The 16,029-nt window shown below is 58.6% G+C and carries 14 protein-coding genes; 7 read left to right on the plus strand and 7 right to left on the minus strand.

The window, feature by feature from the left end; all coding sequences use genetic code 11:
* Positions 1–8 precede the first annotated feature (8 nt).
* The 6 genes from QD357_RS25445 to QD357_RS25470 all read right to left on the minus strand — a co-directional run bounded on the left by QD357_RS25445 (position 9) and on the right by QD357_RS25470 (position 6,754).
* Complete coding sequence (locus QD357_RS25445; protein ID WP_414125282.1) at positions 9–2,282, minus strand: xanthine dehydrogenase family protein molybdopterin-binding subunit; 2,274 nt, start codon at positions 2,280–2,282, stop codon at positions 9–11.
* Entirely contained in the window at positions 2,279–3,319 is a 1,041-nt protein-coding gene (locus tag QD357_RS25450) for an FAD binding domain-containing protein (RefSeq protein ID WP_183940661.1), read from the minus strand. The genes QD357_RS25445 and QD357_RS25450 overlap by 4 nt, the downstream gene beginning before the upstream one ends.
* Positions 3,316–3,813: a (2Fe-2S)-binding protein gene (locus QD357_RS25455; RefSeq protein WP_414125283.1), complete on the minus strand. Its 498-nt coding sequence runs from the start codon at positions 3,811–3,813 to the stop codon at positions 3,316–3,318. Before QD357_RS25455 ends, QD357_RS25450 begins: the two co-directional genes overlap by 4 nt.
* Before the next feature lie 68 nt (positions 3,814–3,881).
* Entirely contained in the window at positions 3,882–5,633 is a 1,752-nt protein-coding gene (locus QD357_RS25460) for a GMC family oxidoreductase (protein ID WP_414125284.1), read from the minus strand.
* A gap of 116 nt (positions 5,634–5,749) precedes the next feature.
* Positions 5,750–6,064 (minus strand): YciI family protein, encoded by a 315-nt coding sequence (locus QD357_RS25465; protein ID WP_414125285.1) that lies wholly within the window; start codon positions 6,062–6,064, stop codon positions 5,750–5,752.
* A 99-nt stretch (positions 6,065–6,163) separates the two neighbouring features.
* On the minus strand, positions 6,164–6,754 hold the full coding sequence (locus QD357_RS25470) for a VOC family protein (RefSeq protein ID WP_183940667.1): 591 nt from the start codon (positions 6,752–6,754) through the stop codon (positions 6,164–6,166).
* Positions 6,755–7,772: 1,018 nt separating this feature from the next.
* On the opposite strand from QD357_RS25470, the gene QD357_RS25475 reads away from it, so the two are divergent.
* From QD357_RS25475 to rraA, 7 genes are all read left to right on the plus strand, one after another.
* Positions 7,773–8,960: an acyl-CoA dehydrogenase family protein gene (locus QD357_RS25475; RefSeq protein WP_414125286.1), complete on the plus strand. Its 1,188-nt coding sequence runs from the start codon at positions 7,773–7,775 to the stop codon at positions 8,958–8,960.
* 290 nt (positions 8,961–9,250) lie between these two features.
* The gene (locus QD357_RS25480; RefSeq protein ID WP_246451601.1) at positions 9,251–10,105 is read left to right on the plus strand and encodes an ABC transporter ATP-binding protein; all 855 of its coding nucleotides are present in this window, start codon (positions 9,251–9,253) and stop codon (positions 10,103–10,105) included.
* Positions 10,102–10,845, plus strand: a complete 744-nt coding sequence (locus tag QD357_RS25485) for an ABC transporter permease (RefSeq protein ID WP_183940670.1) — start codon at positions 10,102–10,104, stop codon at positions 10,843–10,845. The genes QD357_RS25480 and QD357_RS25485 overlap by 4 nt, the downstream gene beginning before the upstream one ends.
* Positions 10,833–11,672, plus strand: a complete 840-nt coding sequence (locus QD357_RS25490) for an ABC transporter permease (protein WP_183940672.1) — start codon at positions 10,833–10,835, stop codon at positions 11,670–11,672. Before QD357_RS25485 ends, QD357_RS25490 begins: the two co-directional genes overlap by 13 nt.
* Before the next feature lie 110 nt (positions 11,673–11,782).
* Complete coding sequence (locus QD357_RS25495) at positions 11,783–12,784, plus strand: ABC transporter substrate-binding protein (RefSeq protein WP_414125287.1); 1,002 nt, start codon at positions 11,783–11,785, stop codon at positions 12,782–12,784.
* Positions 12,785–12,925: 141 nt separating this feature from the next.
* Positions 12,926–13,216, plus strand: a complete 291-nt coding sequence (locus QD357_RS25500) for a hypothetical protein (RefSeq protein WP_414125288.1) — start codon at positions 12,926–12,928, stop codon at positions 13,214–13,216.
* Between the two features lie 358 nt (positions 13,217–13,574).
* Entirely contained in the window at positions 13,575–14,078 is a 504-nt protein-coding gene (rraA, locus tag QD357_RS25505) for a ribonuclease E activity regulator RraA (protein ID WP_414125289.1), read from the plus strand.
* Between the two features lie 316 nt (positions 14,079–14,394).
* Here rraA and QD357_RS25510 read toward each other — a convergent pair whose 3' ends face one another.
* A complete protein-coding gene (locus tag QD357_RS25510; protein ID WP_414125290.1) occupies positions 14,395–15,906 on the minus strand; it encodes a PAS domain-containing methyl-accepting chemotaxis protein in 1,512 nt (503 codons plus the stop codon).
* Positions 15,907–16,029 lie beyond the last annotated feature (123 nt).

Here is a 16,029-nt window from a genome sequence, read left to right on the forward strand (position 1 = left end):
TGGAAATCTTAGGCCTCTGTGCCTGGCGGAAACATGATATCTTCGATCCGGATGGGGAACCGACGGACGCGGACACCCGTGGCGTGCCAGATGGCGTTGGCGATGGCACCCACCGTACCGGTGATGCCGATTTCGCCAACGCCTTTCGTGCCCAGAGCATTCACGTGCGGGTCGTGCTCTTCGACGATGATCGCCTCGAGTGAAGGCACGTCCGCGTTGACTGGAATTCGATACTCCGCGAGATCAGCGTTCACGACGAGGCCCGTCCGTCGATCAATGACAGCCTCCTCCTGCAAAGCGAAGGAAAGCCCCCAGATCATGCCACCGTAATACTGGCTGCGTACCATCCGGGGATTAATCACGCGTCCTGCAGCAAAGGCCCCAACAAGCCGCGTGACGCGAATTTGACCGAGGTCGGGGTCGACCTTAACCTCTGCGAATACGGCGCCATGCGAGTGCATTGAATAAGACTGCGCGGCCGGGTTCGGGCCGCATTTGCCGTTACCCTCAACGGCGCTGGTCCCTGCGCGAGCCAGTATTTCCGCGTAACTCTCACTTCGGCTTTCGTCGTCCCGGCGAAAGAGTCGGCCACCGCGCGCGATGAGGCCGGTGTTACCCGCACCGAAGAGAGGCGAGTTCTGATCCACCGTCGCCAGGGCCGCCAGTTTCGCGATGGCGTCCGCTCCAGCCGAGCTGATTGCTGAACCGGCAGTCGCAGTGTGAGCGGAGGCGCCCTCAATCCCCCCATCGGGAAGATCGGACGTGCCGGCGCGGAACTCGATCTGTTCGACGTCAAGCCCAAGGCTGTCTGCGCCTATCTGGGCAAGCGCCGTCAGGGAACCCTGCCCCATATCCGCCGATCCAATTTCGATGATTCCTGTGCCGTCGCTTTGAAGTACAGCTCGGGCAGCCGCCTGGAACGTGATCGCGGGGAAGGTTGCGGTCCCCATCCCCCAGCCGACCAGGAAACCACAGTCGTCACGCATTTGTCTCGGTTCAAGCGGGCGCTTCGACCAGCCGAAGCGCTCCGCCCCTTGAGCGTAGCATTCTCGCAATTCCTTCGAGGAGAACGGCATGTGATGTAGCGGCTCGACCTCCGAATAATTGCGAAGCCGGAAATCCAGAGGATCGATGCGTCGCGACCAGGCCAGCTCGTCTATCGCAGATTCGAGCGCGGCCGAGCCGGGCGCCTCACCAGGAGCCCGCATGAAAATTGGTGTGCCCTGATCTTGTCGCACCGCCCTGTGGGTGACCGAAACCGCGGGGGACGCATACAGCACGTGTGAGGCATCCCCAGCAGGCTCTATGAATTCGTCAAACGAACTGGTTGCTGTAAGGGTGTCATGGCTCAGCGCAGTCAGTCTTCCGTCACCGTCCATGCTGAGGCGCAACCGCTGACGCGTTGCCGCCCGGTGACCCACGGGGCCATACATCTGATCGCGGCGCAGTACCAGTTTGACTGGCCTGTTGACGAGACGCGCGGCCAGGATTCCGAGGACGGTGGGGCCGGTCAACATCCCCTTGCCTCCAAAACCTCCGCCCACAAGCGGGCTGCGGATTGAGATGTTCTCGGCAGGAAGGCCAAACATATAGGCGAGTTGTGAACGGGTGAATGCCGGGTTCTGGGTCGGCATGTCGATCGACAGCCTGTCGCCTTCCCAGACCGCCACCACCGCGTGGGGCTCCATTGGATTGTGGTATTGGTCGGGGGTTTCGTACCTGACGTCGACATGAGTGGCGCCGGCGGCAAGCCCGGCCTCGATATCGCCCGTGCCTTGTTCGGGCGGGCTCGCCACCCGGATGACCTTCGGCACAAAACTCTCGACATTGTCCAGATCAATCCGCGGGAGTTCGGCCTGGTAGCGCGGCGCAAGCAGCATCGCCCCTTCAGTCGCAGCCTCGAAAGTCTCGCCAATAACGACTGCGACGGGTTGCCTTGCGAAGCGAACGACGTTGTTTTGAAGCACATCGAGCCGCATCATGAAAGGATTCGGCCTGACATTGGGATCCGCCGCAAGCGGTGGCCGGTTCTCCGGCGTCATCACCTCCACGACGCCCGCATGTGCCTTCGCAGCCCCCAGCGAGAGCGAGGTTACGAGACCGCGCGCGATCGTGCTTTCCGCGATCACTGCATAGAGCATCCCCTCGGGATAACAATCCGCAGCATACCGCGCAGCGCCAGTGACCTTGAGTACGCCTTCCCGCCGTGTCAGCGGCTGGCCGGAGTTGGAGCCGTGGCGAATATGAGGAGTCGAGCCGACAAATCCGTATTCATGCGTCATTGGTGCACTCCCGGAGTGGTTGAGAACGGCGATGAGGGAAGTGGTGGAAGCCTTTCCGGGCTTCCGCTTGCGGCGGACAACAGGACGCGCAGGACGACGCGCCTCGAAAGTTCAATCTTGAACGCGTTGTCGCGACTGGGCCGCGCGTCAGCCAACGCGACCTCCGCGGCACGACGAAACGCAGCTTCGCTGGGCACCGCTCCTTTGAGAACGTCCTCGGCGGAACGCGCGCGCCACGGCTTGGGTGCGACCCCCCCAAGAGCGATGCGGGCTTCCGCAATCTTGCCATCTTCGATGTCGAGGCAGGCTACGGCAGACACCAATGCGAAAGCATAAGAGGTGCGTTCACGGAGCTTCAGATAAGAGGCGTTTGCTGAAAATGCCCCCGCTCGCGCAGGAAGGGTGACAGCGGTGATAAGGTCGCCCGGTTGAAGCACCGTTGCTATTTCTGGCGAGTCCTTTGGCAAATGATAGAAGCTCTCGAGCGACACTTCGCGTCTGCCAGTCTGCCCCTCAACTTCGACCAGTGCGTCCAGCGCGACAAGCGGAACACAGAAATCGGAGGGGTGAACTGCGCTGCAGGCCTTGCTCCAGCCCAGGATAGCACTGTATCTGCCGTCGTCCTCGGCGGCGTCGATAGCCGGGGCATCGGAGACGCTTGCAAGTGCCGCATGGAAGACATTCCGCGAGCGCTGCATGATGTTGCCGCCGACCGTCGCCGCATTGCGCAATTGCGCCGAGGCGCCGGACAGCAGCGCCTCAGCCACCGACGGATAGCTTCGAACGAAATCCTGGTCGTGCGCCAGCGTCGCATTCCGCACAAGCGCACCTATCCTCAACGTGCCGTCGTCGCGGCGTTCGATGTGGTCGAGGTCCGGAAGGCGCGTCACATCGACCACCCGTGTCGGCCGGTCAATTCCTGCCTTCATCAGATCAAGCAGGTTCGTTCCTCCGGCGAGATACGCGGAGCCGGGTTCAGATGCCGCGGCAACCGCCTCCGAAACAGAATTGGGGCGCAGATATTCAAACCGGTTCATGCCGCACTCCTGCGGTCTGTGCCGGAGAGGCTATTCTGAGCCTCCTGTATCGCTTGTGTGATGCCGAGATAGGCTCCGCATCTACAGAGATTTCCGCTCATACATTCGCGAATCCGTTCGGGGTCGTCGCCAGCCTGTCCCTCATTTATCAGGCCAATAGCACTCATGATCTGGCCAGGAGTGCAGAACCCGCATTGCAGACCGTCATGCGCAATGAAAGCTTCTTGAACGGGGTGAAGCCGGCCGTCGCCGGCAACGCCCTCGATCGTGAGAACTTCGGTGTTGTCCATAGCCACCGCCAGCGCCAGGCACGAGTTGATGCGGCGTCCGTTGACCAGAACCGTGCAGGCCCCGCATTGGCCGCGGTCACAACCCTTCTTTGCACCTGTCAGGTGCAGATGGTTGCGCAACAAATCGAGAAGCGTCACACGCGGATCCTCGATTTCAACTAGTCGCCGCTCACCATTCACAGTGAAATTGATGGAATATGCCATTCGTCTACTCCTTCGAATGAAGCTGAAGATTGTTCGCTGCGGGGCGCCCGGTCATGGCCTGTCCACGTCTAACCGGCTCTTTCGAGAAGCTCGGCGAGACGTTCGCCGATGAAGACGCATGTGGCCATCGTGGCGCATGCAGGGATTCGTGGCATGATCGAACTGTCGGCAATGCGAAGTTTGCCGACGCCGTTGACGCGCAACTCGGCATCGACAACCGCGCCGGGGTCGGCGCCCATTCGACAGGTCCCGCTCGGATGACTGTAGGTCGTCACCCCATCGCGCGCGAAATTTGCGAGCTCTTCGCCTTTGAGCTCCTTGCCCGGGGCGATCTCCCGCACGGCAAATGGCTTCATCGCTTCCGAATTGCCGATCTGACGGCACAACGCAATGCTTCGTTCAAGCGCTGCGAGGTCGTCGGGATGAGAGAGGTAATTTGCCTCGATAACGGGGCGATCTTTGGGATTGCTGGTCTTCAACAGGACGCGACCGCGGCTTTTCGGCACCATAAGGCCGGCGCATAGCGCCCAGCTTTTCGGTGTCGGGCCAAAGGCTTTGGCAATCGCTCCACTCGCATAGGGGAGTTCGACCTGGACAAGACTAATGTCAGGTCTGTCGAGTGTGGGGTCGCTTTTGAGATAGCCGAGAACCTCCGCACCGCTGTTTTGATGTTCCATCTGCTGCGGTGCTTCCCACAGGCAGGACCCGTGCAGAATATGGTCCTGGAGGTTCATCCCGACCTCAGGCAAGTGGACGGCCGGCTCAATTCCGACAGACTTCAGATAATCCTGATCGCCTATGCCGCTGAGCATGAGCAACTGCGGTGTACTGAAGGCGCCGCCGCACAATATGACCTCGCGGTCTGCCGCGACTGTCCGCCGCTGACCCTCATGCGTGAATTCGACCCCGGTGGCGATGCCTTTATCGAGGGCAATTCGATCCACATGAGCATTTGTTAGAAGCGTCACATTTGCCTGGGCAAGGACAGGGTAGAGATAGGATTTTGCCATGTTCTGGCGCTGGCCGTCCCGTATGATCTGCTCCGTCAGGGCAAAGCCTTCGCCGGTCTCCTCGCGCACGCCGTTCAAACTACTGTTGATCGGTAGCCCAAGGGCGCGACAGGCATCGAGCATCGCGAGTGCAAGCGGTGACGGATCGTGCGCGGTCTGGCACCAGACGGGGCCGCCCCGGCCGCGGTACCGCTCGCTCGGTACACCTTGCCAGTTTTCGATGCGGCGGAAGGTTGAAAGCGCGGACTCGTAGCTCCATCGCCTGTCTTGTGTCACCTCAGCCCAATAGTCGAAATCACTCTTGAAGGGGCGGGCCCAGATCGTTGCATTAATACTGCTGCCGCCGCCCAACAGCTTCCCCGTATGAATCACCACGCGTTGATTGTTGACATCAGCGGAAGGTTCGGAGGCGTCGCCCCAGTCGCGTTCGGTGCCCAGATTGGTGAACCACAGTCGCGGATCGAGAACTGATGGAGCGTCGTCCCAGCCTCCCGCTTCTATCAGGAGAACGCTTTTGCTTCCGTCGGCTGCCAGTTTGCCCACCAGGGCACAGGCCGCGCTACCCGCACCGCAGACAACGTAGTCGTAGTTGCCAGCAAGTGACCGGACTTGAGAGGCTTGATTGGTCTTGATTTCCTCCAGTGTCTGGGCGACGGACTTGACCCGAGACGCTGAGAGAAAGCCCAGAGCGAGAGAAGTCGCAATGAAGCGGCGACGACCAATCGTCCCCCGCAGAAACGCCGACTCTAGTTGATCCTGCCGCGCAGCGAGTTCATCTGTCGGAGTACAGTTCTGTCTATCCTGTTTCATGACACGCTCCCTCCCAAAGAACGCCGTAGACCTGTCTGCCTGTCATCATGGACGTCGGCCGTCCAACCGGCGTCCAACAGCGGCTCACGCCAAAGCGCAGCGCGAAGCTGTCCCTCCTATAGGGACGGAAACAATTGGCCGAGTTCGTCGCACGCGCGTGACGCGTGGAACTGGAGAATCTCGTAAGTGGCCATCGAATGCTGGTGGAATGGGTCTTCCTTCATCAATTGCTCCAGTTCTTGCCGGCTTACGCCCGAAGCGACCACCACACCGGGATCGCCATCCGCGCCACGTCCGGAAACAAGAAAAATACCGCGCGCGTACCCTGATGCGATGAATTCGCGATGGGCCTCCAAGTGTTTCATCACCGCTTCCACTGGCTGCGTATATCGCACGAGCACGACGAATATCGGCGCATCGATGGTCTTCATTGCTCAACTCGCTTTCTGTCTGGATGCCCTGTGCGGGAAGCGACGCTCGACGGGCCGACCTTGCTGGTTCGATCCCGCCGATGTCGCGCCGTCTCGTTACTATCGGTTGTTGGGCCAGTTGTGCATGAGCTCTTTCCAGCGAATGAAGCCGACACCCGGGGCGCCCATCATCTTTGTCTTTTCGACCGGATATTCGTCCCAGGTGCAGAACTCGAGCTTGTGGCCTTCCGGAGAGCGGAAGTAGACCGAGACGACATCGATATCGCGATGGGCCATCGGCCCGAAGAAGGGGATGCCCTCGTTCTTCAGTCGCTCGATGTTCGCATCGAGCCCTTCGACGCTTGTCCGGAAGGCCCAATGAGGAGCAATGTTCGGATCGTCGGCCTGTGGGGTGGATGGACCTGTTTCCGCCGTGATTTGCAGGAGAGTGCGGCCGATCCGGACAAAAAGGTGCGGCTTTCGGTTCGTTCCCTTGTCGTAGTCGTCAAAGCCAGCATAGTAATAAGGTTCACCTCCGAGGAACTCCCGGATAAACTGCTCCATCATAACGATGTCTGTCACCGGCAGCGCAATATGATCGACGCCCCAGAGCCCGAAGGCGTTGTCGCTCTTGTCTTCGCGGCCACCATGACGGGGGTTGATGTTCATCAGGTGGCCGGTATCGGGCCGCGCCTGTTCTGTCTTAAGCATTTGTTCTTTCTCCTATTGTGGTGCTGTACATCCCTTTGCATGGTGCGGGATCAGCACCGGACTTAGTATCGCCGCTCGCGGGAGTACCTCTCCGCACCTTGATGAAGCGGGACAAAGGTGTTTTTCCACATGACCGAGAAAGATCGACTGTTCCTGTAAGCCCTTACTCGGGGAGAAACAGCGACTTGATCTGAGTCTTCTGTCGATCGATGCCGCGGAGAGTGGAATAGACGAGGTCGTCTGGAAGATCCTGGCGGCAAAAAAGAACGTGCCCAGAAAAATCGATAACGGGAGCGTTTTCCTCCAGGCCGCGTAGCAAACGCCGAGGAATGACCGCACGGCGTATACGGTACCTGGTCTCCGTTCGAGCCAGGATATCCACCAAAACCAAGGATTCCTGGACCGGAGACAGCCATCTCCCGCAGCCAGGTCGGCGACGTCAACGCGATGTGATGCCCCTCGTCAACAAGTCGGGGAACAGCATGCAAGTTTCCGGATGCATATTGCTGGGAAGCCGCTGAACCGGCCCGCGAGAAACCAAAGTAGCCAAGGACGGCCGGATCGACCGTGCCGCCGTATTTCGAAAAGTTCGCTCCTGCACCCAACAACCTGATCGCGACGGGACCGTTGGTGAAATCCAGCATCATTCTTCCTCCCGGCGGACGGACAGGCATTCTGAACGCCTGCTCGGCCGAATCTGCTTTCTCAGCTCTCCCCCGACTATTAAAATGATATATGACCGCTTTTCAATTTTGTCCACTTTTTTATGCGACCCACCAGATTCTCGTCAGCCCTCGACCACAGGTTCTCAGAGGTGGAAGATCACCTCATATGGATAACTATTCATATAAAACGGTACTTTAGTGGAAACATCTTTGTGGCGTCGAGTCTAGTTATCGTCCTACCGGAGGCGCACGGATTTCGCCAGCCGACGAAACAGAGCCGCCAAAAAACGAAGAAATAAAAATGGACAAATAACAAAATTAATGAAATAGGAATGTGCAGGAGGATATTCATGATGCACTCAAACATTAAGAAGACCCAAGAGCTGGTGAATGCGGCCTCGGCTTTGGTCCCGTATCTCCGGGAGACCGCCCTTGATACGGAGAGGGCACGACGCGTTCCTGAGGAGACCATAGGTCGTCTGCGGGATGCCGGGCTCCTTGAAATTCTCGTGCCGCGCCAGTTTGGTGGTCATGAGGCCGACCTGACCACGGCGGCGCGGGTCATTACAGAACTCGGCCGCGGCTGCGGTTCCACCGCTTGGGTCTACGGGGTCGCAGCATCGCAGAACTGGATTGCTGCCACTTTCGATCTCGAGGCGCAGAAAGAAGTTTGGGCTCGGGGTGCGAGAACCGTGATTTCCGCCACCTATGGGATCAATCCCAAGGTACAATCGGCCACACGGGTCGATGCCGGGTTCCGGTTGTCTGGGCGCTGGGGATTTGCCAGCGGCTGTGACCATGCCGATTGGCATCTCGCGCAATTCCTTGCTCCTGCGGACGGAGACAAACCTCCGGTCGCCCATTTCGCACTTGTGCCGCGCAGTGATTTTTCGATCGAAGACGACTGGTATGTCATGGGTCTCGTTGGGACCGGCAGCAAGACGGTCTTCCTCGACGACGTCTTCGTGCCGGCACACAGGACGCTTGCCTACCCATTGATGAATAGCGGCAAGACCCCCGGTTCGGCTGCCAACGCCAATCCAATGTACGCTTTGCCCTTGATGTCCGCGACGCCTGTCGGCATTGCAGCAACGCTGCCTGGCATCGCCCGTGGCGCGCTCGAGGTCCTGATCTCCACGGCCGCCGCCGGCGACCGGGACTCGGCGCGCGGCAAGTTCAGTGACCATGTTTTGGCTCACGCCTGGATCGGTGAAGCGCTGGCGGATATCGAGGCTGCAGAGCTTGCGATCTTTACAAGCATGGATGTGCTGACAGCAGCAGCGCATGCGGGCAGGCAGCCGACGGTCGAAGAGCGAATAAGGATCCGCCGAAATTTTGCCTTCTCAACTCGGATGTCGACTGAGGCTGCCGAACTTGTCCTGAAATGCACGGGTGCGGCGGCCACCTCGCTGAGCCATCAGACGCAGCGCGCATGGCGGGACATCAATGCTGCGGCCAGACATATCGGATTGAACTGGGAGACCTACGCGACCCAGTCCGGCCGGCACGCGCTTGGAATGGAGCCCTCTGGCCTATTCTGAAAATGATATCGTCCGATGAGGTTGAGGCGGAACCCGACGGTCGTGCTCATCAACCTTGGCAAGCCGCAAGTTTCAGTCTAAAATCGGACGAAATACAAATTTGTGCCACAGGACAAAACGCGGAGAGTTTTGTTCTACGAGCGCCCGTCGTCGGACCTGACCAGTCTTCGCATAGCGTGGCGCGGGAAAATGCAGCAGGCCCATTTGGCTGGCACAGGTCGTTCTGCCAGCAAAAGCGCCAAAAATCGGAGGATTTTTGGCTTACGCGTTGAACAGCAGCGGAGGAATGCATGCTTCACACACTCAACGAATCGCGTTCGGCGGGGCCACCGCAGCCGATGATTTCTTCCCCGCCCGCTCTTACCAGCGTCGATATCAGGGATCTGAAATATATCTACGCGCCGGCAAACAAACGGCCAGTCACCGCGCTGGAAAACGTCTCGCTGGAGGTAAAGGCCGGGGAATTTATCTCGTTGCTTGGCCCTTCGGGCTGCGGCAAGTCAACTCTTCTCTACCTTATCGGAGGTTTTCTTCCGATCGTCGAAGGCACCATCTCCGTCGACGGGAAGCAGATTGCCGGCCCGGGTCCGGACCGGGGCATCGTTTTTCAGAGTTTTGCATTGTTCCCCTGGCTAACCGTGTTGCAGAACGTCGCCTACGGCCTGCGCAAGCAGGGCATGTCAAAGGCCAATGCCGAAGACAACGCGCGTAGTTTCGTGAAGCTTGTCGGGCTTGAAGGTTTCGAAGACAGTTTCCCTTCGCATTTGTCTGGCGGCATGAAGCAGAGGGCTGCGATTGCACGGACCTTGGCAATCGATCCCAAGATCCTCCTGATGGATGAACCCTTCGGCGCGCTGGATGCACAAACTCGAAGTCTGATGCAGGACGAGTTGCTTGCGATATGGAGGCGCTCACCAAAGACCGTCATATTCGTCACCCACGACGTCCATGAGGCGGCCTATCTCTCCCAGCGGGTTGTTGTGATGTCGGCGCGGCCGGGCCGCATCAAGACAATCGTGTCGTGCGATTTCGATCGCTCCGACCCGGCATTTGTGCGCAGTACTCAGTTTGTTGAGAAGGTTGACGAGCTCCAGCGTCTGGTGCGTGCTGAAGCCAAGCGGGCTGAGGATGCCATCGGCCGATGAGACACGCGATAGTTCACTATTCTCCTCTGCTGATCGTCGCCCTGCTGTGGGAGATAACGCCACGTCTGGGTATCGTTTCGGCCAATATCCTTCCGCCACTCAGCGCGGTTGCCATCTCATGGGCGCAGTTGCTGGGCGAGGGAGAGCTCGTTTCCAACGGCCTGGCATCGCTCACCCGCGCAGGCGCTGGGCTGGCGTTTGCTATTCTGTTCGGTGGCACGCTCGGGATCCTTATGGCGTGGTGGCGCCCCCTTAATGCCACCGTCGGCCCTCTGGTGCATATCTTTTATCCGGTTCCAAAGTCGGCGCTCATTCCCGTGACGGCGATTTGGCTCGGATTCGGGGACGCCTCGAAGATCCTGCTCGTCTTCATGGGTTGCTTGCTGCCGGTCATGCTTGGTGCGTTCAACGGAGCCCGCTCGACCGAATCCGCGCTTGTCTGGTCCGCTCGCAGCATGGGCGCGTCAAAATTCGGTGTGCTTCGTGATGTGGTCGCGCAGAGCGCGCTTCCGGAACTCCTGAACGGCATCCGCACGGCGCTGGCTCTTTCGTTCGTCTTGCTCGTTGCCGGCGAACTGATCTCGGCCAGCAACGGGCTGGGTTATCTGATCGGTCTGTACGGGTCGGCCGGGGCCAATGATGCAATGTATGCGGTCATCGTGTCGGTCGCCGCCCTTGGATTCCTGTTCGACCGCCTCTTTCAGACATTTTCGAAGAGAGTACTGGCATGGCAACAATAGAGGACGTCAAAAACGATTCCCGACGAGGCCAGGGTGCCCGCAACGCGATGATATTGCGGGCGGCAGCCGTCGGTCAAAGCTGGATTGGCCTTGTGTCACTCGCCCTCGTCTGGGAACTCTTCGCGCGAAGCGGGCTGGTGACGCCCTTTCAGCTTCCGACTCTCACATCGGTTCTTGGAACGATCTACACCTCCGCGCTTTCAGGCGAATTGTGGCAGAGCGTCCAGCTGACGCTTTATCGCACAATGTCGGGGTTTCTGATAGCAAGCACGCTTGGCATCGCTCTCGGCGTCCTTATGGCTCGGAACCGAACCATCCGCTGGTTTTTTGATCCCCTCATCTCGATCATGTTTCCAGTGCCAAAGATCGTGTTCCTCCCTATCGTCATTCTGTGGCTGGGGTTCGGTGACACCACGAAAATTTTCATGATCGTCATCGACGCGTTTCTTCCGGTTCTAACCGCGACCATTGCTGCCACAAGCACCGTGCAGCGCGATCTCGTCTGGTCAGCAAAGAGCATGGGCGCAAGCCGGACCGAACTGGTTCGGGAAGTCTTGCTGCCGGCGTCGATGCCCCAAATCCTGACCGGCTTGCAGGTGGCCCTGCCCTTATCCCTCATCATCTGCATCGTGACGGAGATGCTAACCGCGGGGGGCGGTCTCGGTGCCGACATGATCAACGCCTCGCGCTTTTCCAATTCGAAGGCGCTATTCGCCGGAATCGTCGAGGTTGCTGTCGTTGGCTTTGTCCTGATCAAGCTTCTTGCCGTTGCCCGGAAACATTTGCTGCGCTGGCATCCAGAGACGGCGCCCCCGGCAACCGTCTAGCGAAACTCTGGTCCGACGGGTGGGGTAGGACACCGCCGGACCGCGGAACATAACGGTGGCGTACCGCCGATTTGGGGGCAGCGAGGCCTCAACAACCAGGGAGGAATGCAATGAAACTATTGTCGAAGATCGCGCTCATGGTCGGGCTGACGACCATGTTGCACATGCCAGCAGCCGCAGAGCCTGTGACAATCAAGCTTTCCTGGGTCGTGCCAGTGACAAGCTGGGGCTCGATCGTGCTGGAAAAGAAGGACCTGATGCGAAATCTGGGCAAGACCTACAATCTTGAGGTCGCGCGCTTTCGTGGCACATCCGAGGCGCTTCAAGGGCTCGCCTCGGGCGACCTCGACATTGCAGACATTTCTGCCGGCGGGCTCGCGACCGCATATGCTAACGGAGTAACCGATATCAGTATTATAGCCGATGAGCTACAAGACGGCGTAAACGGCTATTATTCCACCGAGTTCCTGGTGCGGGACGACAGCAACATCCGTTCGGTGGCGGATCTCAAAGGCAAAATCATAGCAGTGAGTGCTATCGGGAGCGCGAACGACCTGATGTTGCGCGCCATGCTGCACAAGAACAAGATCAGCGATAAAGATGTAACGATTATTGAGGCGGCACCTGCAACCATGGGCGAGATGCTGAAGAGCGGAAAAGCCGATGCGTTCTCCGCGATACGGCCGTTCTCAGCCCAGGCTGCGTTCCGGGAGGGAAATCGCGTCCTTTTTACCGGGAAAGACGGGATGGGTGAAAGCGATCTCATCGTCTGGGTAGCCAAGAAAAGCTTCGTTGAAGAAAACCGGGCGGCGCTCGTCGATTTCATGGCCGACATGCAGCGCGTCGCATACTGGTTTTCCGACCCTGCCAATCACGCGGAAGTGGAGAAGATCGCCGCATCCGCGACGAAGCTCCCGGTCGAGTTCTGGAAAGGTTGGGTGTTCACGAAGCAGGATTACTACCGCAATCCTGATATGATGCCGAATGCTGCCGCGTTGCAGGCCAGCTTCGATCTGATGCAGCAGCTCGGATTTACCAAGGGCGCCATCAAGGTGTCGGACGTGCTCGACCCGAGTATCGTCGAAGAAGCATCGAAACGACCGCGTAACTGACGAGACGGAGGTAATGGCGCAACGTCTCTAAACGCTGTGCCATTACCAGCCGGCCGGGCCGTGCTCAGGCACGCCGGATCCATCCCATCACCAGATTTGGCCCACGTCCCTTTGGCAGGTTATCTATGAGGTCTCCGCAAGATGAAAAAGACAAACAAGATCGAGCAGGCTGCTCGTGAGTTGGAAGATGTTATACGCCGGCAGACAAGGCCGGCCCCAGTAGGACCCGAGACGGCGACGCGACCCGTGCAGAGGAACTTCCTGGGACTGATGCGACGAGGGATTGAGCTTGCGGGAAGTCTCATTAGAGACGCACTCCGGGGCGCGGCAACCTACTATGCAGGTTTTGATTGCGCCGCCGCGATACTTGGTGATTACTACGCGATGTCCCAGGATGGCGACAGAAAAATGCTCGATGACGAGCAGCAGTGAAGCGAAGGTATATCGTGCTTTTCCACTCGGGAAGCGGCAGTACGATGAGGCTTGCTCAAGCGTATGCGGATGGAGCGCGGCTCACTTTGTCGAATCGACCTGCGACATGCGCCGGAATTAACGGCTGAAGCAGAGATCGCTGGCGCAACCTCTTACTGGCCAAGCTTCCACTCAATCCGGAAATACCACGTAGCTCAACCTGAAGAACCCGCCGGACACGATGTCGTCAGCATGGGGCGCCGACGCGCCTCGGTTCGATGTCGGCACAAATGAAATTCGTCATCGACCGGCTGGGTCCGAAGTGGGAGAGGAGCGACTTGCACAATAAGTCGACAGGGTGAACCCAAGGATAGCAGACATGTTCAATACGGCAGACATCTACGACAAGCACCATGAACGGCTGCAGGTGTGCAGCCTTCAGTTTCACAATTTCGGAAATCAAGTTTGCTTTTCTGGCAAAGCAGCGACTTTGCGTGTTTTCGAAGATCACACGCCCGTTCTCAAGGCCGTTTCCGAGGCCGGTKACCAGCGTGTGCTCGTCGTCGATGCCGCCGGGTCCACGCGCGTCGGTGTGATGGGGGACCGGCTTGCCGCAATCGCCGTTGCGAACGGATGGGCGGGTGTCATCATACACGGCGTTATTCGCGACAGCGCCGCGATAGGTTCATTGGCGATCGGGGTGAAAGCTCTTGGGGCAACAGCCCGAAGAAGCTTTCAGCCGACACCCGGTGAGTTCGGCGTCGCTCTCAGCTTCGGCGAAGTGACAATCGCCCCTGGCGATTGGATTTATGCAGACGTCGACGCGATCCTGATCGCAGCAGGACCGCTCGAGTTCTCTTCGGACGAGGAGAAAGCGGAGTAGGTACTGCCGAATTCCCCTTGGCACGGGTCCGGCTCTGACGGCGCCATCACTGCCGCCGAAACCGCTCAACGATCGATAGTTGGCTTTGGAACGGCAACTTTGCATCTCTACCAAGATGCCAGAAACCGGAGCCGAGCGGCGGAACCGAGGGTGTGCGTCCAACGGCACATCCTGTCAACGATATCCGAGGTGTTTGGGCTTGAACCTCGAGCTTTGCCGGCATTCCCTGCCGGACAGTATAAGCTTGTTAGCGCTCGACCTCTCCCTCGATGGCGTTGGGGACCGTGCTGCGCGGCAGAGGCGCAGCGGCCATGACCTAAGCGACCCGGTAGAGATTTTCGGCCTGCCGGCGTGCTTCGTCGGGGAGATTGAACCGAGCTATCAGATCTCTCAGTCTCCTGGCTTCTTCCGACAGGGCAAAGGATGCCCGATTGGACTGCTCAACCATCGCCGCGTTTTGCTGTGTCGTTTGGTCCATTGAGTTGACAGCCTTACTGACTTCGACAAGTCCTATTGACTGTTCCCGCGCCGATGTCGCGATCGACTCCATATGCCCGTTCATTTCAAGGATGAACGAGCCAATGGCTTTCAGCGCTTCGGCAGTGTCGCGCACCAGTTTAACCCCGCTTTCGACTTCAGACGACGAATTCTGGATCAGGCCCTTGATTTCTTTGGCTGCCTGGGCCGCCCTTTGGGCCAGCTCGCGCACCTCCTGTGCAACCACTGCAAAGCCCTTACCCGCTTCGCCGGCACGGGCTGCCTCCACGCCGGCATTCAGTGCGAGAAGATTTGTCTGAAAGGCAATCTCGTCGATCACGCCGATAATGTTTGATATCTGCTGCGATGAACTCTCGATTTTTCTCATCGCGTCTTCGGCATGGGACACGACATCAGCTGATTTCGCCGCCGAATCATTTGCCCGTCTGGCGACGGCTCTTGCTTCTTCCGTCCGTTTGGTCGAGTTCGCCACGTTCGACGCGATCTCTTCAACCGCCGCGGCGGTCTCTTCCAACGATGCCGCCTGCTGCTCCGTTCGTCTGGAAAGATCCTGCGCTGCGGTCGCTATCTCCCGGGTGCCCACGTCGACATTGACAGCTGCATCCCTAATAGAACGGAGAGTCTCGCCCAGCTTGGACAAGGACTGATTAAAGTCAGTTTTCAAGAGTTCCGATCGCGGGGGGAAAACCGTGGAGATGAGATACGACAGATCGCCGGCCGCAAGTGCTGCCACCGCGTCACGCAACGCCGCAATAACACCCTGATCCTCTTCGGCGATTTTCCTGGCGCTTTGTTCAAGCAAGACCTGTTCATCAATCAGGGTAAGCGAGCCGCAAGCGCGCACGGTAGTGCCGTCTGCTTGATAGCGGCACCCCCCGGTCGCACGAAACCATCGATAGGAGCCGTCGCGGACCTTCAACCGATACGCCACATTGTAGCGCGATTTCCCTGTCTTATCTTGCAGGTGGCCACCAAATGCGGCGAAGGTGGGGCCGATGTCATCAGGGTGCAGACGGTCTGACCATGATGTCATCTGATTGGGGAACTCAGCCTGCGTTTCATAGCCCAATAACCGTCTGAACTCCGCCGACCAGACCCATCTAGCATCCTTGTGAGTAGCGTCCGCCTCCGGCATGTATGCTTCCCACAACCCAATGCCACAGGCGTCATCCAGGAGAGCGGCCCGCTCATTCACGGCTGCGAGTTCCTCCCGGCTGCACTTCAGTTCTTTCTTCAAGCGACCGCCCAGCATCGATTTCCCCCCGAGATAAATGACACGACAAGCATAAATGTATCTTGTCTTAATTAATAAAATGCGAAGTTTCACCATGCTGGGCATCAGACGCACAGTTAGGCGATCTTGCGTTGTCGAACTGACCCGAAATCCACGGCCATGACCGCAGAAACCGGGCCAGAGACATCTTGATAGACGTCATAAAAATGATATACGTTA

The sequence above is a fragment of the Rhizobium sp. BR 317 genome (assembly GCF_047445835.1).
Taxonomy (GTDB): Bacteria; Pseudomonadota; Alphaproteobacteria; order Rhizobiales; family Rhizobiaceae; genus Rhizobium; species Rhizobium paranaense.